General features: G+C 30.3%; 20 protein-coding genes, 5 pseudogenes and 1 other annotated feature. Of the genes and pseudogenes, 17 read left to right on the forward strand and 8 right to left on the reverse strand.

Annotated elements, in window-relative coordinates; all coding sequences use genetic code 11:
* The first annotated feature begins 149 nt into the window (after positions 1 to 149).
* The 14 genes and pseudogenes from C1I91_RS11185 to C1I91_RS11250 all read left to right on the forward strand — a co-directional run bounded on the left by C1I91_RS11185 (position 150) and on the right by C1I91_RS11250 (position 17,296).
* Positions 150 to 401, forward strand: a complete 252-nt coding sequence (locus C1I91_RS11185; RefSeq protein ID WP_238475969.1) for an RpnC/YadD family protein — start codon at positions 150 to 152, stop codon at positions 399 to 401.
* A gap of 557 nt (positions 402 to 958) precedes the next feature.
* Positions 959 to 2,029 (forward strand): hypothetical protein, encoded by a 1,071-nt coding sequence (locus tag C1I91_RS11190; protein WP_128212963.1) that lies wholly within the window; start codon positions 959 to 961, stop codon positions 2,027 to 2,029.
* Between the two features lie 590 nt (positions 2,030 to 2,619).
* Positions 2,620 to 2,736 (forward strand): annotated as a pseudogene (locus C1I91_RS11195) (transposase); the annotation flags it as partial.
* 117 nt (positions 2,737 to 2,853) lie between these two features.
* The gene (locus C1I91_RS11200; protein ID WP_128212964.1) at positions 2,854 to 3,915 is read left to right on the forward strand and encodes an IS630 family transposase; all 1,062 of its coding nucleotides are present in this window, start codon (positions 2,854 to 2,856) and stop codon (positions 3,913 to 3,915) included.
* A 19-nt stretch (positions 3,916 to 3,934) separates the two neighbouring features.
* Positions 3,935 to 4,298: pseudogene (gene tnpA, locus C1I91_RS11205) on the forward strand (IS200/IS605 family transposase); the annotation flags it as partial.
* Positions 4,299 to 4,359: 61 nt separating this feature from the next.
* The gene (locus C1I91_RS11210; RefSeq protein ID WP_164880504.1) at positions 4,360 to 5,310 is read left to right on the forward strand and encodes a ComEC/Rec2 family competence protein; all 951 of its coding nucleotides are present in this window, start codon (positions 4,360 to 4,362) and stop codon (positions 5,308 to 5,310) included.
* Positions 5,311 to 5,323: 13 nt separating this feature from the next.
* Positions 5,324 to 6,445: a trypsin-like serine protease gene (locus C1I91_RS11215; RefSeq protein WP_128212966.1), complete on the forward strand. Its 1,122-nt coding sequence runs from the start codon at positions 5,324 to 5,326 to the stop codon at positions 6,443 to 6,445.
* An 88-nt stretch (positions 6,446 to 6,533) separates the two neighbouring features.
* Positions 6,534 to 7,597 (forward strand): annotated as a pseudogene (locus tag C1I91_RS11220) (IS630 family transposase).
* A gap of 439 nt (positions 7,598 to 8,036) precedes the next feature.
* A complete protein-coding gene (locus tag C1I91_RS11225) occupies positions 8,037 to 9,599 on the forward strand; it encodes a hypothetical protein (RefSeq protein WP_128212967.1) in 1,563 nt (520 codons plus the stop codon).
* A 202-nt stretch (positions 9,600 to 9,801) separates the two neighbouring features.
* Positions 9,802 to 10,024: a binding site (T-box leader), on the forward strand.
* Positions 10,025 to 10,328: 304 nt separating this feature from the next.
* Positions 10,329 to 11,771 carry a proline--tRNA ligase gene (proS, locus tag C1I91_RS11230; RefSeq protein WP_128212968.1) on the forward strand — a complete coding sequence of 481 codons (1,443 nt, stop codon included), beginning with the start codon at positions 10,329 to 10,331 and terminating at the stop codon, positions 11,769 to 11,771.
* A gap of 159 nt (positions 11,772 to 11,930) precedes the next feature.
* A pseudogene (locus tag C1I91_RS11235) lies at positions 11,931 to 13,458 on the forward strand (IS1182 family transposase).
* A gap of 387 nt (positions 13,459 to 13,845) precedes the next feature.
* The gene (locus C1I91_RS11240) at positions 13,846 to 14,628 is read left to right on the forward strand and encodes a lysophospholipid acyltransferase family protein (protein ID WP_128212969.1); all 783 of its coding nucleotides are present in this window, start codon (positions 13,846 to 13,848) and stop codon (positions 14,626 to 14,628) included.
* 475 nt (positions 14,629 to 15,103) lie between these two features.
* The gene (locus tag C1I91_RS11245; protein ID WP_128212970.1) at positions 15,104 to 15,934 is read left to right on the forward strand and encodes an alpha/beta fold hydrolase; all 831 of its coding nucleotides are present in this window, start codon (positions 15,104 to 15,106) and stop codon (positions 15,932 to 15,934) included.
* A gap of 21 nt (positions 15,935 to 15,955) precedes the next feature.
* Positions 15,956 to 17,296: an esterase/lipase family protein gene (locus tag C1I91_RS11250; RefSeq protein ID WP_238475970.1), complete on the forward strand. Its 1,341-nt coding sequence runs from the start codon at positions 15,956 to 15,958 to the stop codon at positions 17,294 to 17,296.
* Positions 17,297 to 17,421: 125 nt separating this feature from the next.
* On the opposite strand, the gene C1I91_RS11255 is transcribed toward C1I91_RS11250, so the two are convergent.
* The 4 genes and pseudogenes from C1I91_RS11255 to tnpA (C1I91_RS29750) form a co-directional block, all read right to left on the reverse strand.
* The gene (locus C1I91_RS11255) at positions 17,422 to 17,700 is read right to left on the reverse strand and encodes a hypothetical protein (RefSeq protein ID WP_128212955.1); all 279 of its coding nucleotides are present in this window, start codon (positions 17,698 to 17,700) and stop codon (positions 17,422 to 17,424) included.
* A pseudogene (gene tnpC, locus C1I91_RS29745) lies at positions 17,687 to 19,303 on the reverse strand (IS66 family transposase). Before tnpC ends, C1I91_RS11255 begins: the two are co-directional and overlap by 14 nt.
* Before the next feature lie 80 nt (positions 19,304 to 19,383).
* Positions 19,384 to 19,755 carry an IS66 family insertion sequence element accessory protein TnpB gene (gene tnpB / locus C1I91_RS11265; RefSeq protein ID WP_128212954.1) on the reverse strand — a complete coding sequence of 124 codons (372 nt, stop codon included), beginning with the start codon at positions 19,753 to 19,755 and terminating at the stop codon, positions 19,384 to 19,386.
* Entirely contained in the window at positions 19,752 to 20,105 is a 354-nt protein-coding gene (gene tnpA, locus C1I91_RS29750) for an IS66 family insertion sequence element accessory protein TnpA (protein WP_420808470.1), read from the reverse strand. The genes tnpB and tnpA (C1I91_RS29750) overlap by 4 nt, the downstream gene beginning before the upstream one ends.
* Positions 20,106 to 20,434: 329 nt before the next feature.
* Here tnpA (C1I91_RS29750) and C1I91_RS11275 point away from each other — a divergent pair, with 329 nt between their 5' ends.
* Positions 20,435 to 21,262, forward strand: a complete 828-nt coding sequence (locus tag C1I91_RS11275; RefSeq protein WP_128212971.1) for an Rpn family recombination-promoting nuclease/putative transposase — start codon at positions 20,435 to 20,437, stop codon at positions 21,260 to 21,262.
* 300 nt (positions 21,263 to 21,562) lie between these two features.
* Here C1I91_RS11275 and C1I91_RS11280 read toward each other — a convergent pair whose 3' ends face one another.
* The gene (locus C1I91_RS11280; RefSeq protein ID WP_128212972.1) at positions 21,563 to 22,807 is read right to left on the reverse strand and encodes a protein-tyrosine phosphatase family protein; all 1,245 of its coding nucleotides are present in this window, start codon (positions 22,805 to 22,807) and stop codon (positions 21,563 to 21,565) included.
* 469 nt (positions 22,808 to 23,276) lie between these two features.
* Here C1I91_RS11280 and C1I91_RS11285 point away from each other — a divergent pair, with 469 nt between their 5' ends.
* Positions 23,277 to 24,125: a sialate O-acetylesterase gene (locus tag C1I91_RS11285; protein WP_128212973.1), complete on the forward strand. Its 849-nt coding sequence runs from the start codon at positions 23,277 to 23,279 to the stop codon at positions 24,123 to 24,125.
* Between the two features lie 199 nt (positions 24,126 to 24,324).
* Here C1I91_RS11285 and C1I91_RS29375 read toward each other — a convergent pair whose 3' ends face one another.
* Entirely contained in the window at positions 24,325 to 24,783 is a 459-nt protein-coding gene (locus C1I91_RS29375) for a transposase (protein ID WP_275051667.1), read from the reverse strand.
* A gap of 47 nt (positions 24,784 to 24,830) precedes the next feature.
* A complete protein-coding gene (locus C1I91_RS29380) occupies positions 24,831 to 25,268 on the reverse strand; it encodes a transposase (RefSeq protein ID WP_275051655.1) in 438 nt (145 codons plus the stop codon).
* Between the two features lie 363 nt (positions 25,269 to 25,631).
* Here C1I91_RS29380 and C1I91_RS11295 point away from each other — a divergent pair, with 363 nt between their 5' ends.
* Positions 25,632 to 26,141, forward strand: coding sequence for a PadR family transcriptional regulator (locus tag C1I91_RS11295; RefSeq protein WP_128212974.1), 510 nt, complete (start codon positions 25,632 to 25,634; stop codon positions 26,139 to 26,141).
* On the opposite strand, the gene C1I91_RS29755 is transcribed toward C1I91_RS11295, so the two are convergent.
* A complete protein-coding gene (locus C1I91_RS29755; protein ID WP_128215969.1) occupies positions 26,107 to 26,412 on the reverse strand; it encodes a transposase in 306 nt (101 codons plus the stop codon). The genes C1I91_RS11295 and C1I91_RS29755 overlap by 35 nt on opposite strands.
* Positions 26,413 to 26,432 lie beyond the last annotated feature (20 nt).

The raw sequence follows: 26,432 nt of genomic DNA on the forward strand, positions 1-26,432 counted from the left end.
GTAAAGATTATAGGTTAACAGATAGTGTAGGAATCCACTTCTTATTACTACCTAAGTTTAGAAGATGATAAAGATTATAGAGAAAATGACATAGAGTTATGGTTAATGTTTTTATAAAAGATATATCTTAAGCTACATTAAAGGAGTTGATGAGTTTGGATACAGCAATAGAAAAAGCTGAGCAAAGAATCGAATACTTAAGTAGTGATGAAGAAGCTATGAGAATTTACTATGAGAGAGAAAGATCATTGTATGAAAGAGCAAACATGATTAGTTCAGCAGAAGAAAGAGCTAAATTGCAAATAGCAAAGAATTTATTAGACATATTAGATGATGAAATGATAGCAATAAAAACAGGATTAGATATAGAAAAAATTAAATCATTAAGAAAAGAAAGTTAAAGGATAGGCTTTTTGAGTCTATCCTTAGTTTTTATGAAAAATATCAATTAAAAATTGAATTTGGGAATATTATTGAATTGATTTTATATGATTGAGTATTTACCTTATGGTATGGTGAATCATAGCATAAGTAAATGTGGTTTGTCTGATTGGCATGTATATATCTAATATTAGTCTAATTCAAAATAAATTAATTTATCGCAAATAAAATAAACTATATGTAATATATAGTATTTTTATAAATATCGATTAGTAAAGGTAGCTAAGATTTTGTTATCTTTTTTATTTATACTAAAATATAAGTAGTAGCATAGTTATTAAGGATAAAAGGAATTTAAGTAGGTTTGTAGAACTAGGTCTATATTGAAGTGATAATAAGGCTGATCATGTTAGTTAAAATGGTAGTAATGATTTTTTGTAATTATATTTATAATGGGAAGCTTAGATAAATTATAGCCTAAAATTGAATCTATGACTTGATGAATTATATGTCACTTTTTATGTAACTTATTTTAGATAGAAAGTTTAATCGATAAAAGAAATAAGGAGGTTATCTTATGATAGATTGGAAACCAATAAATGAGAAAGTGGACGGAGAATATTTGGATAATGTAGTAGGAATAATTCCAAGGCACAACTACATTACTGGGCTTAAAAACTATGTGCTTGCAACATTAGAACAATTAATCGGAAATTTGAGTAGATTAAATATCAATGATGACATGATAAAGTTTTTGTGTTCGTCACTGTATTCTGTTGCTCAAAGAGGTAGTGACCGTTATTTTGAAGTAATAAAAGAGGTTCATCAAATTGCTTGTATAGAAGAAAACTTAGAAGACATAATCACAAAAATTAAGAATACCTATCAAAATAATACTCTTACTGATCCTGAAGCCATTATTTTATCAGAAATAGCTTCAATGAATTATAATGAATATTTAATGAAAGGTGATTATCAACGATGTGATTATAGTGCTATGCTTACTTTATCCAAATTGGCATATCAAATTATATTACAAGGTCTAGACAGATACGTTGATCATATTGAAATGTTTGTAGATACAGATGGACTATTGTCATCATGGAAACTTGATTATGCAGAAAAGAAAAATGATAACATATGGATTGAATGGGTGGCGCTTGATAAAGTCGATTTTTATTATTCAATCTATCATACTAACTGTGGCGGTTTATCGGAGAATTCTATGTTGGATTTGGCTTCAGCAGATTCTGTGGCTGAGCAATTTGAAAAGGAGGATGGTAGAAAAACAGTTTCTTATAATATGCCGTTTAAACAATATTGTGGGGTTATTGAGCAAGAAATAAATGAGATTATACAACTCTCAGATATAAAAAATAAGCCTACGCAACATTTGATGTGGTATGATATGAAGAAATTTATTAAAGAAAACAAGATACGATTTATTGAAGGCACATTTTCATTTAACAAAATGCTTCAAGATTTGTATTGGCCACGAAATCTATCATCACACGGTGAAAAAATTATGAAAGAGCAATATGATAAGTTGGTGTATTATAAAGACAGGCAGCTGTTTGAATTGATATCATGTACAAAACTACAACTTCTTGGAAAAAAATTCGAGCCAATCTTACCAGATAGTGAATAGAAAAGGAAGATGTCAGTACCATGAGGATGGTGGCAATAATGACCATATTGGATATTATGAAAATTCTCCTTTGTTTTGCTGGTCAGTTTGACTTCACAGTATCTTTATAACTAAGCAAGAGAAATTTCAATAGGAATTTCAATTATTTATACTGCCTGAAATCTGTGAACTATGCATTAACCTAATAAAGAGAAGTTCAACAAGGTTTAAGGTATATCAATAATATTATTAGATTTTATCAATTGGAAAAAGATGCATTTCTATATAAATTCTATTGGAAAATATTAGAGAAATGGATTATGTTGAAAGAAGGGTACTGTATGCGCGGGACAGATGGATGGAGTTTCAGAATTTCATTTATGTTAAATGTATCATGAATAAAATAGATTCTTACTGATTTGAATTTAGATCGGTTCGCCTCCACAAAAAAATCCACGACAGGTTGTCTTGGATTTTTTTATTGTATTAATGAATACCACAGGTTATGCCTGTGGTTCTAAAAAGCTCATAGCTATGAGTAGAAAAAAATAATACCCCCTGATGTTAGTAGGTTTGCCAACCCCTAACATTTTGAAGGATTTATATACTAAATGGATAATAATAGTTTAGCACATAGCAAGTGGAACTGGAAATATCACATAGTATTCGCACCGAAGTATAGAAGACAAATCATATATGGTAAGATAAAAGCGGATATTGGGCAGATATATATGTTGCAAGATGAAAATTTCGATATGATATTTAGGTAAGAACATCCATTAATATAAGATAACTAAAATATCCAAACTAGAATATAAAATAAAAATTATAGCGAGGTTTTAAATATGGATATTTTGATTCTTAATAAGATTGCTGGGCATGAAGATGATATAAACGAGTTAAAATCAGCTTTAAAAAAGACTAAAAACACAAGGTTATATAAAAGATATTCTGTTTTACTTAAGCATTTTGATGGATTTACAAATAGAAAAATAGCTGAAATGGAGAATCTAGAAGAACATACTGTTTCTACATATATAAAAAATTATAAATCAAAAGGAATAGATGGATTAAATATTGGCCACGGCGGCGGAGCGCAAAAGAAAATCAATTCACTTCAAGAGAAGCTCATTGTAGAAACTATAACTACAAAAACTCCAGAAGATGTAGGCTTCGAATCTAAAATGAATTGGACTATTGAATTAGTGAGGCAATGGGTTATTAAAGAATTTAATATAAATATGTCACATAGAGGAATAGCATATGTACTTCATAGATTAAATTTAAGTTATACTAGACCTACTTACGTCTTAGCGAAAGCTGATAAAGAAAAGCAAGAAATTTTTAAAAGTGACTTTAAAGCTTTAAAAAAATGCCTCAATGGCTTAGTTGATACCATCTTATTTGAAGATGAATCAATGATTAGAGATTATCAAGCAATTCAAAAGAGCTGGTTTATAAGAGGACAACAAAGGAAAATTCCTACGTTCGGTAAAAATGCAGGTGTTAAACTTATGGGAATATTGGATTACGAGACTGGTAACGTATATTGCGAGGAACATGAAAGATATGACGCTAAGATATTTAATGACTTTTTAGAAAACGTACTTAAGCAGTATCCAAAAGGAAAAATTGTTGTGGTATTAGACAATGCTAAGATTCATCATGCAAAGCTGATTCAGCCATTTCTTAATAGAGTTAAAGATAGGCTTGAATTGATGTTTTTACCACCGTATAGTCCAGAAATGAATCTTATAGAGGGGTTATGGGGATGGCTAAAGGCATCTGTTATTAACAATGTCTTTTATAAATCTCTGCCACAAGTTAGAACTGCAATTCAAAAGTTTATAAGTAACATAAATAAGGTTCCTACTCAAACAATAGACAGGCTATGTGTTAGATTGTAGAAACCAATTTGCAATATATATATTAAGAAAATTATATGAGCATAAAGGTGTTGAAATAATCGAAGCAAATGCATGCTAAGACCATATACATATGCTCGTAAGTATACCACCGAAACTTAGTGTAGCTCAGTTTATGGGATACCTCAAAGGTAAGGGGTTACTGATGATTTTTGATATACATGCAAACTTGAAGGATAAGTATGGCAGTAGAGTATTTTGGTGTAAGGGATACTATGTAGATGCAGTAGGAAGAAATAAGAAAGTAATACAAGAGTATATAAAGAATGAGATACAAAGAAGATTTAGCATATGAACAACTAAATTTGAAAGAATACATTGACCCGTTTACGAGTGGTCATGACTATAAGAACTATTTTATTTAGTTAGAGTCATGAATGATAGAGAATATGTATGATAAAATATTATTACGGAGGAAAGATTGGTATGGAGATTTTTTTAGAAAAGGCATTTAATGGAGAGTGTATAAGAATAAGATACGGAGAAAAAACTAAAACAAATATAATTATAGATTCAGGAACAGGGATTTTTGCTAAGACATTTAAAAAGTTAATAGATAAAATTATACAGAATAATGAAGTTATAGATTTATTAATACTTACTCATATCGATGATGATCATATTAATGGTTTTAGAAGAAGTATAAGTAATATAAATGGAAAATATATAAAAAAGATATGGTTAAATGGTGAGCCAATACAGTATTATAATAACCAAACACATTCGCCTAAAAATATAGGAGGATTAGTAGAAACAATAAGAACTAAAGGAATTAATTTAATAACACCAATATTAGGTGGAACTATGGAAAGGATAGGAGAGGCTGATTTAACAGTACTTACACCTAGATATGAAGATATGATTAATGTATCTAGGAAAATTGAAAGATTAACTCCACATGGAGAATGCAATAAATACAGCTTAAGTTTTGATGAATTAAGTATTATAGATGAATATAAACCCGATAATAGCAACACTAATAAAGCATCAATTTCTTTTATATTTTCATATGAATATAAAAATATAGCATTTTTAGGGGATGCTCATGCTGAAGATATTATATATGGGTTGAGTAGATATTGGAACGGTAAACCCATAGATATTGTTAAGCTATCGCATCATGGAAGTAAGTATAATGTAAATGATAAACTTTTAAGTATGCTAGGAAGTCATAAATTCATTATTTCAAAGAAATCAGCAGTTCATAAAGAGACAATTGGTAGATTATTAAGTTATGGAGAAAGTGTGGAGATATATTGTAATTACAAATGGTGGACAAGTGTAAGGTTTTTTACAGTACAGGATAAATCTAAATATTTAGATACTAATAAATTAAAAATGTTTGTTATAGGACAAGATGGAATAGTAATTGAATGATGAGGCGAAAAGTATGAGATATGATGAAGATGTTAAATATCTATCAGTAAGATTAGAGATAGAAAGAGCAAGTGGAGAACAAGAATCTATAGGAAGTGGGATTCTTTGGACACCAAGTAAAAGTAATGAATATACATATATATTTACAGCAGCGCATGTAGTTAATGATTATTTAGATGAAGACGTAAAGTTTGGAGTAAGGTATTATGACGTATCTGGAGTTAGTTCATATGAGAGATTAGAAAAAGAAAACATTGAAGTTCACATGAAATATATAAAAAGAAATGATAATTTTGAAAGAGATATAAACGATATTGCAGTAATCAGATGTAAGAAAATTAACTGTAAAAAAATAAGTTATAATTTTTTAAATCCCATTAATGTGAAAAAGGAATCTAAGTTAATATTCAATGGATTTCCAAAAAAATTATCTGATTTAGAATTTGAAATTAATTGTAACGAATATATGTGTCATTTTGATAGCGTAATCAATGAATCAGAGACCTTTAAGTATAAGTTGGATATAGAAAATGCTTTAGATGTATCTATGAAAAATGATGATTTACTAGGGGTATCAGGATCAGGTGTTTTTTTGAAAAACGGAAGTAGTATTTCCTTAATAGGGATACATACACATGGTGTCGGAGAAGATGTAACAATGAATATGGCAATAGGAATGAGTATCAAGCTTATTTTAGATATATGCTTTAGTAGGGGATGGGAATATCCAATAATTTCAGTAGGTAATATAAATAACTATGAAGATTATATAAGTGATTTATCTATAAATAATAAAAAATTACTTGATGATATAAATTATATAAGTAGAGATATTATTGATGTAGAAAATAAAATAATTGTAAATATAGAAAATATATTAATTGATGAAAGACAATATATATTATTAGATGAACCTGGTAGCGGTAAATCATGTGTAATAGAATCACTTTGTTATAAGATAACTAAGTCTACTTTTAATAAGATTCCTATAATACTGAAGTTGCAAGGATATGGTTTATATTTCAAAGATATAAGAGAAGGAATATTAAAGATACTATCTCAATATAATGAATTATTTAAAATAGATGAGGTTGATAATTTAATTAGAAAAGGTTTATTATATAAATTTCAATAATAAAAATTCATAGTAGAATATTACCAAATATATAAATCGCAAATAAGTGCAAAATAATTACAATAATATTTAAAAGGTTGTGATTTATATGGATAATATTTATTCAAATAATACATTAGAATTAAATGAAAAAATTAATGAATTAAAGTCAATTATGAAGGAAACTAAAAATGTACGAATGTATAAAAGATACCTAGTAATATTAAGGCACTTGGAAGGTGCTTCAAATGTTGATATTGCTAAAATGGTTTCTTTAGATCAACATACAGTCGGAGACTACATTAAAAACTACAAAGCTAAAGGATTGCTAGGCTTAGTAATGAAGCATAGTACAGGAGCTCCCAGAAAATTGAGTAAAGACCAAGAAGCCATGATAGTTGAAATTGTAACAAATAAAACTCCTGACGAAGTCGGGTTTGAATCTAGAAAAAACTGGACTATTGAAATAATTAGGCAGTGGGTGATTAAAACATTTTGTATAACCATGAGTCACAGGGGAATCCATGAAATTTTGCATAGATTAAATCTAAGCTATACAAGACCAACCTACGTACTAAAAAAAAGCTGATAAAGAAAAGCAAGAAGAATTTAAGGTAACTTTTGAAGACCTAAAAAAAACTAATTAATGGGGAGCTAGCGCATCTTCTGTTCGAAGATGAATCCATGATAAGAGACTATCAAGCTATACAGAAAACTTGGTTTAAGAAAGGTCAGCGACGTAAAATCCCAACCTACGGTAAAAATGCTGGAGTAAAATTAATAGGGATATTGGATTATGGTACAGGAAAAGTATATTGTGAAGAGCATGAGAGGTATGATGCAGTTGTATTTGAAAGATTCTTAAAGTGTATACTAGAACAATACCCTACGGGTAAAATCGTAATGATACTAGATAATGCAAGAATACATCATGCAAAACTACTTGAGCCCTTTTTATATGAGAATAAAAATAGATTAGAGTTAGTATTTTTACCACCATATAGTCCAGAACTTAATTTGATAGAGGGGTTATGGGGGTGGCTTAAGTCAAGAATAATTAATAATGCATTCTATCCTACCTTATCTAGGGTAAGCGAAGCAGTGCAAAGGTTTATTACACATATAAATAAAACCCCTACAGAAATCATAGACAGGCTATGCATTAAAATGTAGAAGTTTTATTGAAATATATATAGTAATATTTTTTGATGGCCTAGATGAAGTAAAGCAGGAGTCATATAATAAATGTATATTAGAAATAAAAGATTTATTAAAATACAACAAGAAAAATAAATATATAATAACATGTAGATCCAATAGGTATAACAAGGAATTTGACTTTAATTTAGTTGAAACTAAATTAAAAGAGCTAGATGAATATCAAATTAGAAAATATTTATTTAGGGATCAAGAGAATATATATATCCCTAAATTAGAGAAAAGAGTAATAAATATAGTTAAGAATCCATTATTACTTAGTATATTTTATAATATAATTAAGAATAACTTGAGATACAGACCCAATAGTAGAGTAGAGTTATATAATGAATTCTTACTAACACTAATACATAAATGGAATGAAAAACAATCTAAATTATCAATAAGTGCATATATGAAAATAGAACTACAGAATATTTTTACTCATATAGCTTATAAAACATTTAAAATGAATGATTTTAGTTTAGATTTTTTATATGATTCGATTTTTGAAGTATGTAAAGATAAATCTAAAGTAGAGAACATATTAGATTATATATTAAATTTAGGTGTATTAGAAACTGTTAATAATGATGTAGTATGGTTTAAGCATAAGACATATAAGGAGTATTTTGCTGCTAGATATATAATGAAAATAGTAAAAGACAAATATAATTTTATTAAAGAGATAATAAATGATGATGCGTGGAGTGAAGTATTAATATTTATAGCGGGTATGTTTGAAGATTGGCAAGATCAGGACATATATTTAAATTTATTACTGGATTATAACTTGAAACTATACATACAGTGTGTAAAAGAGAAAAATGATTTATCTAAAAGCTTAAAAAATAAAAGTGATAATGAATTATGTTATATGTATTTAAATATAATGGTGACAACGTATGATAAAATAGTTAACAAATATTTTAGACAAATAAAATATTTATTAAATCCTTTTAGATACTACTCAAACTATAAAGATATGGAATTGGTTATAAAAGGAAGTTTATCGGAACGAAGATATTTATTATATAAATACTCGTTGCAATATGAGGGGGAAAATGTAATTATATGTGATAGTGAGATTGTTAACAAAATAGACTTAGTATCCACAGGTGGAATTACAAGTATTATTGATATTAATTTATCTAACTTAAATTTAGATAGTGCTAGGTATTTAGCATTAAAATCATTAAAAAAAGAGTTATTAAGCATTATGGATAAAAGAACTTTATCTAGTCCTGAACTTATTTGTGAAAGAGTAGAGTGGCTAAAAAGAAAAATAGGAATTGATGATAATAATAAAGTATTAGATATGGTAAAAATCGAGTTAATAAGACATCCAAATGTAAGAAAATATATATACAGAAACGTGGATTTAATAGACTTAGCAAATGCAATAATTTTCTTAGAAAATGAGAATATTAAAATAGAAGATTACACTTTACCAAAAGGAGATATAGATATAGATATAGATAAAAATTCTTATTTTATTTGGCAAGTTTACTCTAAGGAAAGGTTAGTAGAAAGAATAAGTAAATTCTTCGAATTATATAAAAAATCAATTATGTATATATTAGAGAATAGTTTTAGTGGAATAAAGGAATTATTACCATGTTATCGAAATCTACCTTACCAATACACAGTTAAGTACTATTTTAATAAAAATTATCTAGATGGCATAGTAGATAATTATTATAATGATCCAGGTGAATTAAGTTATTACTATGAACCTTGTGAAAGTAACCATGAAGTGCCAAAACTTATTGAATGTACTCAAGATGATTTGAGGAATGATATACATGACATGGATGATTTGGTGAAAAAGTACAGTAATAAAAATTATATGGTAGAAGGTGTTAGTATTACTAATATGGGAATAAGCGAATTATTACATGATGAACAATTGTCGAAATTTGTTCATAATAAGATGAAAAAAGAAATTGAATTTGTGTTTGATGGAATTGATAGTTAATAATGGTCTGTTTTGTAGAATGAAATAGCGAAGATTTTAAAGGTCTAGTTTCGTCTTCACCATAGAAAACCCTAGACAGAAATGTCTATAATTCTAACATTTGTGAAGAAGTTTAGAATCGTAACTAAATGACAATAATTAAACCTAAAGAAAATATAGCACTTGACATAAACGGGTTATTGAGTTAATATTTATAAAAATTGTTATTACTGTGAAAAGGAATAGTAAGTATAGTGATTTCTTATTAGAGAGGGAATGCATGGTGAAAGTTCCTAGGAATTATATACTGAACCAGCCTTGGAGTTCTGTACCGAAATAATAGTAGGCTACAGCGGGGAGTCCCGTTATAGATAAAGAGAGATTATAAGATTACTATGCACAATTTTATAATAATTAGGGTGGTAACGCCAAGAAGGGTCCCTTTCGGACTTTTCTTGGCGTTTTTTTTATATAAAAATCAAAGCTATGTTAAAGTACTGTGTTGAAATTAAGTGGGTAGTTATCCGATGCTTAGATGAGCTTACGCAAAGAATTAATATGATTTTGTCATATTCCATGGCTAAAACTGTAAACTCACTACGTTCGAACAGTACAGTTTCTTAACGCCATTCCATCTGAAAAAATCATTTAATTCTAGTAGCTCGCTCATATAGCATCTCCTTCATAACCACTTAATTTTAACAATATTATTAAACATAGCCAAGTTTACACATAGAAAGGAAGAAAATTATGAGTAAAAATAGTAATAAAAAATTTGTTGAAGCAATAACCGCCATAGATGAGGACTTTGCTAAGTGGTACACAGATATTGTAAAGAAGGCAGAGCTTATTGATTATTCAACGGTTAAAGGCTGCATGATTATAAGACCTTATGGGTATGCAATTTGGGAGAACATTCAAAAATACTTAGATAATAGGATTAAGGAAACAGGCCATGAAAATGTATATATGCCAATGTTCATACCAGAATCCTTATTGCAAAAGGAAAAGGATCATGTAGAAGGATTTTCGCCAGAGGTTGCTTATGTTACTAGAGCAGGAGGAGAAGATCTTGCTGAAAGATTAATAGTAAGACCAACCTCAGAAACTCTATTTTGTGAGCATTATGCTAAGATTATTCAAAGTTATAATGATTTGCCTAAGAAATATAATCAATGGTGTTCTGTTGTGAGATGGGAAAAAACCACTAGGCCATTTTTAAGAACTTCTGAATTTTTATGGCAAGAAGGACATACTGCTCATGCAACAGCAGAAGAAGCAGAAAAAGAAACCATAGATATGCTAAATGTTTATGCTGATATGCTAGAGGAATATTTAGCAATTCCTGTTCTAAAGGGACAAAAGACTGAAAAAGAAAAGTTTGCAGGAGCTAAGGCAACATATACAATCGAAAGCCTAATGCATGATGGAAAGGCACTTCAAAGTGGAACCTCTCATAATTTTGGAGATGGATTTGCTAGAGCTTTTAACATAAGATATTCAGATAAAAATTCTAAGCTGCAATATGTGCATCAAACTTCCTGGGGAGTTACAACTAGATTAATTGGAGCTATTATAATGGTTCATGGAGATGATAGTGGTTTAGTATTGCCACCAAAGGTAGCACCAATTCAAGCAGTTATTGTTCCAATTGCTCAGCATAAAGAAGGAGTTCTTGATAAGGCTAATGAACTGAAAAATAATCTTTCTAGTGTTGTAAGAGTTAAATTAGATGCTTCAGACAAGATGCCGGGCTGGAAGTTCAACGAATATGAAATGAAGGGGATACCAGTTAGAATTGAAATTGGACCAAAGGATATAGAAAACAATCAAGCAGTTTTAGTTAGAAGAGATACTAGAGCAAAAGAAGTAGTTAATTTAAATGACTTGAAGGATAGGGTTTTAGCAGTACTAGATGAGATTCACAATAGCTTATACGAGAAGGCGTTAAAGAATAGGGAAGAAAGAACTTTTGTTGCTAAAACCATGGAAGAGCTTAAAGCTATTGCTGAAAATAAATCAGGTTTCATAAAAGCTATGTGGTGTGGTGAAAGAGAATGTGAAGAAAAAATCAAAGAAGTAGCAGGCTTGACCTCTAGATGTATTCCATTTGAGCAAGAAGAGCTTGATACCAATTGTGTATGCTGTGGTAAAAAAGCAGAAAAAATGGTCTATTGGGGTAAAGCATATTAGCGGGACAGGGGGACGGAGCGAAACCACTGAAAAACATATTATAAATATTTGAAAATATGTAAAATAAATCAGAATAAAGTAGAATAGAATACAAAAAACCCCCTTAAAATGGTATAATGGAATTGCGACAACCATAACCAAAAAGAGGGGTTCAACCATATGTTAAGAAATCAATCAAAACAATACAGTCTATATTCTATATTATACCACAAAATTCCCGATAATCATATATTGAAACTAATTGATCAAGCTGTGGATTTTAGTTTTGTTAATAAACTTCTTGAAAGTTCTTATTGCAAATATTATGGCCGTCCCGCAAAGGAACCGGAAATGATGATAAGATTGTTGATTTTACAATATTTATATAATTTATCGGATGAAAAAATAATAGAAGAAACTTCTTTAAATCTTGCATCCATGTGGTTTGTTGACTTAAACCCAGAAGAGGAACTTCCGCATCCAAGTCTTCTTGCTAAATTTAGAGTTCATAGACTACAAGAAGTTACAATGGATGAAATCATAAAAGAAGTTGTAAAACAATGCGTTGAAAAAGGAATTATAAAAGGACATAGTATAAGCATTGATGCTACTCATACACATGCTAATACAGGTAAGTTAGTTCCTGAGAGAGTATTAAAACACTTAGCTAAAAAAATCCTAAAGAACCTAGAAGAAGAAAGAGGGTCAATACCTGAGGGTGTTGATGCAAACATTCCTGATTATAAAGCAATCGACGATCACAAAGTAGCCAAAGAAACAATGAAAGCATACTTGGAAGATCTTATGGAGAAAGCAGAAAATCATATAGAAAATCCTGATACTTCTGCTACCGCGCTGGTTATTAAGAATGCTCGTGAAATCATATCCGATGAGAAATTTATTCAACAAAAAGGAGTACGTTCATTAGTAGACCAAGATGCAAGAGTGGGAAACAAAAGTAAAACTGATAGTTTTTTGGATACAAGACAGAATTTATAATGACTACAGGTTCAGAACGTATAATCACTGCGGTAGCAGTACATGATGGAGCTTATGTTGACGGAACAGGTTTTAAAGAATTATACGAGCTAACGAAGGCAGCAGGGATTGAAGCGGAAGAAGTTTATGGTGATAAAGCATACTTTAGAAAACCCATTTTAGACTTAATTAAAGAAGATCAAGCAGAAGCTTATATACCTGTTAGTGAATCTGTATATCGTATCGATGAGAGTAAATTTAATTATAATAAAGACTCCGACCAATGGTATTGTAAATATGGAAACAATACAGTAAAAAAGAAAGCAAAAATCAATAAAAGTGGTAAAAAAGTTTTAGATATACTTTTGACAAAGAAATATGTAAAGATTGTCCACACCGTTCTGAATGTATTAATGGTAAAGTGTCAGCAAGAACTTTAGAAGTTGGAGTAAATGCACATGAGTACTACGAGTATAGTCAACGTGCAAAGACTCAAGATTTTCTAGAAAAATATAAAAATCGTTCCTGTAATGAGTGGAAAAATGGTGAAATGAAGAGATTTCATGGGTTAGACCGTGCCAAAGGGTATGGTCTAAGAAGCATGGGCATGCAAGCCCGGTTAACGGCATTAGCGGTAAATTTGAAGAGGATAGCCAAGCTGGTATCCTCCTTTTTATTAGATATACTGAAGTTTTTTACAAATAAAGGATGTTTTATCTGTCTTTATTAAACAACCGGGTTTTTATTGTCAAAAAGATGCTACTTTTTCAGTGGTTTCGGACGGAGCTTATGTCCCAGGCAGGAAAGAGGAGCTGGGACTACTCCCAAGGTTTCTTTCGTATATATAGTGCTTTAGTTATAGATCTAGTAGAATAGGAGTTCAGAAGATTATTTTGATAAGGAAATGTGTAGGGGAGCAGTAGGATTGTTGATGGTGAACCGTACCATAAGTAAATGAGGTTTATAGCTTTAGACATTGATATAACTTGTCTAAGGCTATTTCTATATGTGGAAATACCTTGCCATAAGTAATACTGTACTTACAGAATATGTTATAATGAAATTAAAAAAATTCAGTAATAGGAATAATAATTTGAATTAATTTAGGAGGAATACTATGCATTTGTTTAATGCTAGTTCATTATTTAATGAGAATGCAAAAAAAGAGATATTAAGCGTTGTAAATAATCAAGAAAAATTAAGAAATAAAATAATTGAAGCAAAGAAAAAGCTTTTAAAAATATATAACTTTAAAGCTTATAATGTACCAGAAGATTTTACTACTACTTCTTATATAATAGCATCTAATCATTTAACTGATTGTGATGCTCCGCTAATAATGAGCTATTATTATGAGCTTATGCATCAGGTTATAGATACTTATCCGGAGCTGTTTGTTTTCGCTAAAGAAAATTGCTTTAATGGTGTTTCCATACCTAAAGAATTAATACCCATATTAGAGTTTGAAAATGTTTTTGCAGTTGACCGTAAAAGTTCTGGAGGATCAATTGCGACAATAAGAGTTGCAGAAAAGTGGTTTGCTGAAGGTGAAAAGCCAAAGCATTTTCTGATATTCTATCAAGGAACAATTTATGACATAAATAAAGAGAGGACAGAAGATATTGAGCGAGGAGCATTCTGGTTAGCTAGATTACTGGAGATTCCTGTTTTACCAGCTTTCATCGAGCAAGCTGTTGAAGGCGCTGAGAATCGTTTGGTATTTGGAGAACCAATTTTTATACCAAAAGACTGCCGAAATTTTGATAATCATAAACAATTATGGGTAGAAAGAGTAATTGAAGCACAGAATAAATTAGAGACACTTACAGGGATTCCAGCAAGAGAAGCCGTGATAGATGAAGAACATCAAACGAGAAAAAGATTTAAACCAACTAATTAGGTAAATCTTTAATCTAAAAAAACATTAAAGAAGCGTTACTTACATTTATCATCTCCTTTCATAAGAAGGGGGAGTGATACCATTAACCCACGTTTAATTACTAAATTGTACATTAGAGTTACACAATAGTAAATGGAAAAACCTCACTTGGAGTAGTTACGGTGAACCATATCACAAGTAAATGAGAAAACATCTAAGAAGCAAGGCTGATTTATAAAGAAATATGCTTTCGCACACTGATCACGCGATGCGTATGGTGAGGTTAGAGAAAGACTCTTTTTAAGCAATGGGTGTCATTTTAAACAAGAGTTGATAAATACTTACAAATACAATAATATTAAGTTAGTAATTAATTTTAAGTAATAAGAAATTTGAAAAGTGTATAACACCTAGGTGTATCTATAGACAAACATACATGAAACCTTTCTAAAATTGAAAATCTTTATTTTATTAAAAGGGAGGTGTACCTGGAGAATTGAATAGCATAAGCTGTAAATGCCAAACAAAATATCCTATAGTTTTAATACATGGGACAGGTTTTCGTGATAGAAAATATCTTAATTATTGGGGAAGAATTCCTAAGGCATTGGCAAGCAATGGTTCTTCAATATTTTATGGTTATCAAGATAGTTGGGCAACCATAGAAAATAATGCGATAATGATTAAAAACAGTATTGAAAAAATAATTGCGGAAACCGGGGCTGAGAAAGTTAATCTAATCGCTCACTCGAAGGGTGGGCTTGATTCAAGATATGTTATTTCCAATCTTGATATGTCAAGTAAAATCGCAAGCTTGACTACCATTGCAACCCCTCATCATGGTTCTAAGACAATGGATATAATTTGTAAACTACCGAAAATGCTATTTAGATTGGTAGCTGTGTTTGCAAACTTATGGTTTAGAATGCTCGGTGATGGAAAACCTGATTTTCACAATGTTTGCGGACAATTCACTACATATTTTGCAGAAAAATTTAATTCAGAAAATCCGGATGAGATAGACGTTTACTATCAGAGCTATGCAGCAGTTATGAAAAGTTCTTTCAGCGATATGTTTATGTTTATACCACATTTTGTTGTCAATCTTGTGGAAGGGCAAAACGATGGGCTTGTAACTCCTAAATCTGCAGAGTGGACAAACTTCAAGGGTGTTTTTAGAGGATCTACGAACCGTGGAATTTCTCACGGAGATGAGGTTGATATAAGAAGAATGAGACTTTCTCGGAAAAGTTCATCCGAAGGTGTTAATGATATCTGTGATGTTTATTGTCAAATTGTAGCTGAATTAAAATCTTTGGGATATTAAATAACATAAGGAGTAAATAAAATGGTTCTTCTAAAAAGAATACTAAGCACTATTATTATACTTATATTATTAAATTCAGTAATCTTAATAGATACATTAAAGCTCGGTTTAGTGATTAATGGCATAGCCCTTGTTTTGCTTGTTGCATACTTTATTAAGTATAATATTATTCCCATGAAACAAAAGGCAGGCATGAAAAAGTTAACAATAATGATTGGCGGCTATGAGTTAGTAACTAATGCTTGTGTACTTTTTGTTGTGCAAGGGTTGGTGTATTTATATATTTTTATAGTTTATAAAAGGGCGTCACTTACACTAATTTCATTAGGCATTAATGCGTTAGTTTATTTAGCTGCTATTTTTATACTGCTGTGGAATGGTCTATTACGTATTATATTAACTTCATCACAAGTTGGAATAGTTTTAAAAATTTCATTGTTTTTCACTTGGTGGATTCCCATACTTAATATAATAATATTTTGGAAATGCTGTCATATTGTTCGTAGAGAATATATATTTGAAATATCAAAAATTGAACTGAATAACCAAAGAAGAGAAAGTGAGATTTGCAAAACAAAATACCCGATATTGCTAGTTCACGGTATATTTTGGAGGGACTGGCATTTCTTCAACTATTGGGGGAGGATTCCCGGTGAGTTAATAAAGAACGGAGCGACGATTTACTACGGAAACCAGCAATCGGCGACGACTATGGAAATCTGTGCAAATGAGCTTAAAGAGCAAATACTTCAGATAATTGAAAAGGAAAAGTGTGAGAAAGTTAATATAATTGCGCACTCAAAAGGCGGCATAGATGCCAGATATGCAATCAGCTGTTTGGGAATTGATAAAAATGTAGCATCTTTAACTACCATTGGCACTCCTCACAACGGTTGTGAATTTTTGGACAATCTATTAGAAAAATTACCTGATAAATTTGTGCGAACCCTTGCAAAAAAATATAATTCTGCCTATTTAAGATTGGGGGACAAAACCCCTGACTTTTATAGCGCTATTTATGATTTAACTGCAAGTAAATGTGCAGAGTTTAATGAAAAAGTTCTTAATAAAGAGGGGGGTGTCTATCAAAGTGTTACATCAAAAATGAGTAGTATGTTCAGTGCCGGATTCCCTTTGAATATATGTTATGCGATAGTCTCACGTAAAGAAGGCGAAAACGATGGCTTTGTTACAGTTGAGTCGTCAAAACACGGTGATTATTTAGGATGCTACTCAACAAAAGGAAGAAGAGGAGTTTCCCACGGAGATATGATTGACTTAATGCGGGAGAATATCCCTGAGTTTGATGTTTGTGAATTTTACGTTGATATTGTAAAGAAATTGAAATTAAAAGGATTGTAAAATTTCAGGAGAGCAATTTATTTTGCTATTATAACGCATCTAGTAACATAATATGAAAAGTAAGCGATGGAACATATACCGTATTGAAAAATATAAGCTTCACAAAAACTTGTGAAGCTTATATTTTAATAAAATCCTTCTTTTGCAATTTGCTTTATATAGTTATATTGTTTTCGAATAAGTTTCTTAAATTCCGAATCTGATAGGTCATCGAACAAGCATATGCCTTCTTCATAAAGGCATTCATAAATCAATTCTGCATAATCATCATCTTCTTTGTGCATTTTCTTGTATCTTTTTTCAAGTTCATATGGAAAATCAAGCGTATAAGCTATTTCATCAATTTTTTCGTTTAGAAAATCCTTGGTCATAGTCATCATGAAATCTATATTAGGCTGACTCACTAGTTTTTTCCTCCTTTGGAGTAGTTTCTGTTGTAGTTGCTTTGCATTGAACTTGTACTTTCTCCGCCCATGGTAAATACTCTTCAAGTAAACATGGATTCGATGCAAAATTAATATTTGGTAACTGGCAAAAAATATAATGCAGATATTTATATGGATCTAAATTATTAGCTGCAGCTGTATTTATAATGCTAAATACAATTGCGGATGCTTCCGCCCCGGCTACCGAATCGGAAAACAATGAGTTTTTCCTTGTAATTGCTACAGGCTTTACAGCGATTTCTGATAAATTATTAGATAGGGTATTCTTCCATCTAGCAAGAAGTTAGTAAAATATTTTTTGTGATTCAGTGTATAATTTAAAGCCTTTCTCAACATATCTTGTGTTGTAAATGTTTTTTCTGCCCATGCAAAAAAGGCATCCAGTATAGGGACACTATAGATAAGTCTATTCTGTTTTCTTTCATCTGGAGATAGCTGTTTCCACTTTCTTTCTAGTTTAAAGAGTTTATCACAATAAGCCCTGCCGACCGCTCCGCCAGAGCTCGGAATCTCTTTTTTTCTAGAATCTAAAGGAATAGCTTCCAGATAGTATCTTCGTAGGTGACTAAAGCATAAGCATCTAGTAATTCCTTCAACCTTTTCATATCCAGCATATGCATCGGAGACATGATACCCTTTAAACTGCTCAAGAAATTTTTTTGCATGTTCACCTGAACGACTTCTGGTATATTGGTATAAAATTACCGGTAAGCTTTCGCAGTTGCCACTTCTATGTATCCATATATATGAATTGCTAGATGCCTTCTTACCTTTCTCTTTGTTTACCTGCCAAGTAGTTTCATCACTCATAATAATACTGCACTTTAATAATTGTTCATGCATCTTTTCATATAGAGGTTTTAGCCAATATTCAGTGCTTCGTATTATCCAGTTTGCCATCATATCTCTTTTAAGCTCTGCACCCATTCTTCTAAAGTCTTTTTCTTGGCGGTATAAAGGTACTGACATCATATACTTTTGATACATTATCCACGCTGTAATCGAAGGCGATGCTACGGAATGCGTAAGCACTGGAGCTGGCACAGGTGCACAATATATAGAATCATATGGATTAACGTCATTTTTCCACATTCAGTACATTTATAAACGTATTGAACATAGTCTTTGATTATAAGCTTTGCTGGAATATATTCCATTTCGGATCTTACTTTTTCTTACCAATAACTTTAAGATAACTTCCGCATATTTTGCACACTGCTTCTTCTTCATTAATAACGCATTCAACTATTTCATGTGGTAATGATTTAATCAATTTTTCTCTGTCGCCTTTTTTTTCTCACAGGTCGTTTATGTTCTTTTTATATTAATAACTTTGGCCTCATCTATAATAGGATCAATTATTTCATCCAGAAAAGAATATTGTCCTTCTATTTGAGGAGTTTTTTCACTTGATGCTCCAAAACGTTGTTTTGATGCATGTAAAACTGCTTGAGTGAGAAGTTCAACATCATGCTCTAGCATAGTTACCTTTTCCTGCAAACTTTCTATTTTCATTTTCAAGTTCTTTAATTCGTAACTCTTTGCTATCTAAAAACTGCATGATTCAAGGCTCCTTTCTGGTTAATTAACTACTTATATTATACCAGAAAAACGGCTATTTTACTAGCTTTTTAGCCATTTTTAGAAAATCATTCCTGCAGTATCAATACTTTCTCGATGTGCTTTTTTTTGATCAATTTGTAAACCATCTAGAAGCCATTCCATTTGTCGTTTTGTTATATCACGTACTTCTCCTTCTGTTTTAGGCCATTGAAATTTCATGTCATCACAAAGAAACTTTGTAACCAATATAAAGCCGTTTTTATCCCATCGAAGTGCCCTAAGACAGCTATGTCTTTTATTGCAAAATAAGAAAACACTTGTGCCAGAGTAAGGATTAAGATTAAATTTTAATGAAACCAATGCGGCAAGTCCGTTTTGTTGCTTGCGGAAGTCGGTGGCACCGAGTGCAAGATAGATGTGCTCCGCCCCATCGGCTATATGATTCATCATAAGTCTTGCAGAACCTTCATCAGTCCTGCTAAAGAATCTTGATTAAAGTTACTAGGAACAGTAACTTGTATATTTTTATAAAGTATCTGAAAATCATCAGATTTACTTGGGTTTGAATTTGTATTATCAGGTTTTGAAAGAATTGTTGTAACTTCAGTAAAGGTCGTCTCTTCAACAGGTTTTTCATTTCTCTTTATCAATAGGTGATTCCAGTAATTGTACTTATGTCTACTGATTCCATTCTTTTCGCACCACTCTTTGATTGTTAGACCGCTTTTATTTTTTTCATTTATTCTCTGCTCCCAGAGAGTATAATTTTCATTCTTAGATATAATATTAAAACCTCCAATCTGATTGCTTTAATAAAGCATATCAAATTAGAGGTCTATTTACATGACGGTATTTGTTCCATCGCTTACATATGAAAAACAATGATCTAATGTTGTGGCCTTAAAATAAACTGAAAAACCTCATTTACTTATGATACGGTGAACCGTATCTGTGGAGAACCAAAATTAGTAGAAAAAATAGTTAGGCTTATAAGGTTTTGTAAGAACAGTTGAATTCGTATAGTGGTTCAGATTTCAAGTTTTAATTAAATAAATTTTAGTTTAATGTTATAATAAAATTAATACAAGATAATAATGTGACTAAAGATAAAAAAATGAGGTAAATATAGATGAGGAAAGTAAAACCATTGAATGACTTTATCTTCAAGAAGATTTTTGGAGAGAAAGGAAATGAGGATATTTTAATAGCATTTATAAATGCAGTATTAAAGAGGACTAAAAAAGAGCAAATAGTAGAAGTTGAAATTATAGATAATAAGCAATTAACGAAGGAATTAATTTTAGATAAGACAGGGATTATTGATGTTAGAGCAAAAACTTCTAAGGGAGAAAATATAGACATAGAAGTACAGCTTACAGACCAAGGAAACATGGATAAGAGGACATTATTTTATTGGGGGAAGATGTATCTTGAAAATATAAAGCAGGGCCAAGATTACACTACTTTAGAAAAGGTAATCACAATTAATATCTTAGATTTTGAATTTTTAGGAACAGAGAGTTATCAATCTTCATTTCATCTATGGGAGGATATAGAAAAGGACTATATGTTAACAGATGTTGTTGAGATTCACTTTTTAGAGTTACCGAAGTTTAGAAATAAAAAAGGTAAAAATTATAGAGAAAATGCGATAGAAAGATGGCTTATGTTTTTAGAAAAAGATATATCTGAAACTACATTAAAGGAGTTGATGAGTTTGGATACAGCAATAGAAAAAGCTGAACAAAAAATCGAATACCTAAGTAGTGATGAAGAAACAATGAGGATTTATTACGAGAGAGAAAGATCATTACATGAAAGAGCAAATATGATTAGTTCAGCAGAAGAAAGAAAAGCAATAGAGATAGCTAAAAACTTGATAAATATGAAAATTCCAGTGAATCAAATAATTTTAGCAACAGGACTAACTGAGGAAGAAATTAATAGAATAAAGTAATTTGATTTTTATATAGGATAGACTTTGGGTTAACTGTTTTCTAGAAAACAGTTAACTTGAAGCTATCTTATTTTTTTATAAAAATATAATGAAAACTTGAATTTGAAATAATACTGATTATGATGTATATGGGGAAGTCTAAACCTTTTTACTTAAGGTGTGGTGAACCGTACCATAAGTAAATGAGGTTTTAGAAGTGTTGAAGGACTTACTGGTTATCAGTAAGTCCTTGATATTGTTATTAGACAGTTGTGACACATTATGAATAATGCGAAATAACTCAACTGCATCTTATGTTTATTAGCGGAGGCTAATCTCCAACCAGGTATTAGTTACTAATTCAATAATATTCTCTGATGCATTTTCTCTAAATGGCATTACATGACCATGGAATGGGAAAAATGTTAAATAACTATAAAGTATTTCATAACCACCTTTTTGCCATTCTTCTTTAGTGGGTAAATAACCTGTGCAACCATTTGTATATCCATTTAGGAATAACAACGGATTGTGCGTTCTTACAGCAGCATCAAGTGAGATTTCGCAGAAAATTTCTTCTGGTACACCGCATAAACAACCATCATTTATTTTAAGAAACTGTACTTCGCTTTGTTGTAATTGCTCTTTTACATTCGTGTTTCTCAGCCTTTCACATTCTGAAAGCCAGTTTGAAGCATCCATTCCTGAATCTATGGAAATTTTTAAGGCTTCTGTCTCAGTAGGCACATCAGAATAGTGTTTAACTTCCTTTGATAACATCTGAATATCCACTATATCTTGTATATCAAAGTATAGTTCAGTCACAGAATTTTTCAGTATATCAACTATTCTGTTTATATCTGAAATATTGCCTCCATGCATTTTATCTACTCCAGTTGGCTTGATGTTTCCGGCAGCTCCTTGAATCAACATAACCGGACAAGAAAAGTAGTTCTCCAATACTTGGCGTGCTTCACCAAAGAAATCACTTGAGATCAATTGATTGTCACCCATCAGAACATTTGCATGAGCAGTAATTCGTAAAATAACTACCATAGGATTCCCATTTTTTGAATCTACTAATTTTAATGCTCCCAACCTGTTATCAACTATAGTACAACCGTCTCGGCGATTATCCCCGATATTTGTAGTTGTAAGCGACCAACCACCTTTGCATGGAATAAGTGTTGTCTTTGCATTTTCAACACATTGTATTATTTGATCACACATAAAATGAAAATATCTTTCTCCATTCAATGCGCTCGAATCTGGACAAGGGGCAGCATGGGTGTGAGAAAAATTAAGCATTATATGTGAATTTTTAGTATTAAGTTGGCTTGCTACTTTGGTACGCAAAGTATTCGCAAGTCGAGTAGTCAGTCCTAAATTATCAATAGCAATAAGGCAAAAAAAGTTATTATCATTTTCAAATAATAATATTTGAGCAAATAATTTATCAAGAATTCCTTGTGATTTGCAACTATTACCACCTATCAGTTCAACTTGAAAATTAGGAGTAATATCAACTTGAAAAAACGATGCTTTATATATTTTTTTATTTTTCATAGACTTTCTCCTTCATAACTTATTTTTATTTATAAAAGACAAAGTCTTTATAGGCATGAAATTTACTTCATACAAGCTTCAGCCTAAAAAGACATTGTATGAAGCATAAACAATCATTAGTTTCACTGTACCACCTCTTACGAAAATATGAATTTTACACTTCTCATGTAGCTACAGTTGTGTCATTTTATTTTACCGTACTAAATTGATATAACAAGCCAATTATAGCATAATATGTAAATGCCATAAAGATGTTAATAGGATCAATATAATATGTAAATATATATTATTACTATGAAATAAGGCTATTACTTTTGATGTAAAACCTAATTTATAAGGATACATACTTCTATGAGAAGTGTACTTGACAAGTAGTCTAATTAGACTATAATAATTAGGTATGAACAGTCTAATTAGACTATTGATGAGTTATATTAGTTTTACATAAACAAAAGAAAGGATGAAAAAATTGATTAAATCAGTTTTAATGTTAGGGCAGTCCAATATGGCAGGAAGAGGTTTTATTAATGAAGTACCTCCAATTTATAATGAAAGAATACAAATGTTGCGTAACGGTAGATGGCAAATGATGACTGAACCAATTAATTATGATAGACCTGTTTCAGGAATAAGTTTAGCCGCTTCATTTTCAGAGGCATGGTGCTGTAAGAATCAAGATGATATTATTGGTTTAATTCCTTGTGCAGAAGGGGGAAGCACAATAGATGAGTGGGCCGTAGATAAAGCACTTTTTAGACATGCTATAAATGAAGCTAAATTCGCTATGCAAAGCAGTGAATTAGTTGGAATTTTGTGGCATCAAGGAGAAAGTGACAGTTATAATGGAAACTATAAAGTTTACTATGAAAAATTACTTTTAATAGTTGAAGCGCTTAGAAAAGAATTAAATGCTCCAAATATTCCGGTTATTATTGGTGAATTACCGGATTTTTTAGGAAAAGAAGGCTTCGGAAAAAGTTGTACTGAATATACTCTTATAAATCAAGAGTTAGAAAAGTTTGCAATTGAACAAGACAATTGTTATTTTGTCACTGCAGCAGGTTTAACTTCTAATCCTGATGGCATTCATATTAATGCGATTTCTCAAAGAAAATTTGGATTAAGATATTTTGAAGCTTTTTCTAATAAAAAGCATATATTAGAGCCATTGATAAATGAAAGTGATTTAGTAAATTCAATTTGTTCAAGAGTACATACTAAGACTGAGAAAATATATATAAAAAGTATGGACTTTGCGTTAGGGAAAATAACATATGATGAATTCTTAGCACAAGTTACTAAACTTAATAATGACTAATGATATAATTAAAAAATATTATAGTACAAATTTAAAAATATAAAGGAGATCACTTTTGTTTAATCATTAAGTAATATTTCCATTGACTTTTTAAAAAAGGTCTTATTCGATAGTCAGGAATATAATTCCAGTAAAAACATACGTAGGCTCAGAATTTTTCAATGTAAATTTTAAAAAAAACTATATTTTAGTTTCATATTTAGGAGCTATTAAAAATATCAGACCATTTAAATTTGCTTGCTTCGTAAATTTCAAAGAAATTATTTTTTATAGCTCTCTTAATATTAATTAGTGAAATTTTTATTTCAACTAATTTCTCTATAATCTTAAATATAGCAAAAGTCATAATTCCAGTAATTATCTGAATCATTATTGCATTAAGTGAGCGACCTATAAAGGTTTTAAATTTTAGATTTTGCTTTATCCACTTGAAGAAAATTTCTATTTCCCAGCGTTTTTTATAAAGCCAGGCTATTTCTTCACTAAAGAGTTCATCAATGTTTGTTATGAATGTTAACTCTTTACCAGTTTTGTCTAAGATTTTTATAAGGCGATAAGTCTCTTTGGTCTGATAAGTGTATAGAGATCCTAACTTTACTACCTTGTCGCATAATATTTGAGTTCCTAAATCCAAAAGTCTGTTATCACTACGGCTTATCCTTAAGTCTTTGACTTCAGTTACTACTGCATTATCCTTTAATCTAGTTACAAAGTATTTTTCATCTCTTGTATATTGGTCAAATTTTTATAATCACTATATGCTTTGTCAAATACATAGATACAGTGCTTCGTATCCATCAAGGAATCCATTGTAGTCTTGTCGTGTTCGACAGCATTTGTTACAACAAATGCATCCGGAAGCCCATTATTTAAATCAAACCTTGTATGAATTTTTACACCTGCTTTAGTAGATCTAAATAGTGCCCAGTGATAAAGATTTAAACTCATGCTTATGGTGGTTGAATCTATTAGCTTGACAGGTCCGAAACGTTTTAACGATTCGTTTACTGAGCCTATATTTACAGCTTTATTAATAAGTTCAGTTAAAATTGGTAAAAACACTTCAAAATTTCTTTTGTTATTGTGATGTGATAAGGTACCCAAACTAACACTTACGATGATTGTTTTCAATTTCTTAGACATACAAATACCAGAACTTAGATCCCTTAAATTATCTTTTTGGAGTATATGATAGTAAATCATTGATTTTAAATGTTCTTTTTGTGAAAAACTTAGAAACTTTATTGTCAGTATTTAGTTTAAATACTGAATATTTCAGTGTATCCCAATTGATAAACTCTATAATTTTATCGAATAATTTGATATAATCAACCACGTAGCCAGTAACCTCCTTTGGGTTTATTGTTTTTTGGTGATTACATTAAATCAAAGGTTACTGGCTATTTCACGTCTAAATTTATGGTAATTAGACAACTTATAACCATATTAAAATTGTCAATGGAAAGTTTAATCAAAGATTAAACGGTAGTGAAAGGAGATAATATTTTGATACCATTATTAATTTTAGGTTTAATAAAACAAAATCCAGGTTCATATGGATATCAATTACTATCATTAATGGAAGAGAGACATTACAAATACATAGTTAATTTTACTAAAGGGTCTTTTTATTATAATCTTCAAACATTAGAAGAAAAAAAATATATTAAAAGAGTTGATAATTCAGAAAATGTTAGAGAAACTCAAAATTATATTATAACTGAACTAGGGAATAAAGAGTTTGAAAAGTTAATATATAAGTATGGCTCTAAAACTGAGTATATAAACTTACCTTTTTATGGAGCAATGTTATTTTCTGATGAATATAAAAAAGAGGACTTAGAAAAAATAATAGAAATTCAAATAGAGCAAACTAAGGAAAGAATTTTTTTATTAGAAGAATCTATTAAAAATGATAAGAATATTGAGATGTATTTTAAAAAGATGATGGAAAATTCACTTTCTCATCATTTAGTGAATCTTAAATGGTTTGAAGATTTATTAAACAATTTATAAAAAGTTTTGTATGAAAAAGTGATAAGAAAACAAAATAGATTAAAATATAGATATATATTATAGTTAAGAAACTTCTATGTGTAATTAGATTGCACATAGAAGTTTTTATATTTAGATTGAAGTCATCCTTCTTATTTGAAGGTTTTATCCAAGTAAATATTGTTGATTTAGATAGTCCATGCTTTCTTGATACTAATGAAACATTTCCTACTTCTTGAACTTCTCTTAATATTTCTTCTTTTAGATTTCTTGTATAATTTCTGTTTTTAATAACTTACATCCAACCACTGC

It is taken from the genome of Clostridium manihotivorum (assembly GCF_004015185.1).
Classification (GTDB): domain Bacteria; phylum Bacillota; class Clostridia; order Clostridiales; family Clostridiaceae; genus Clostridium_AR; species Clostridium_AR manihotivorum.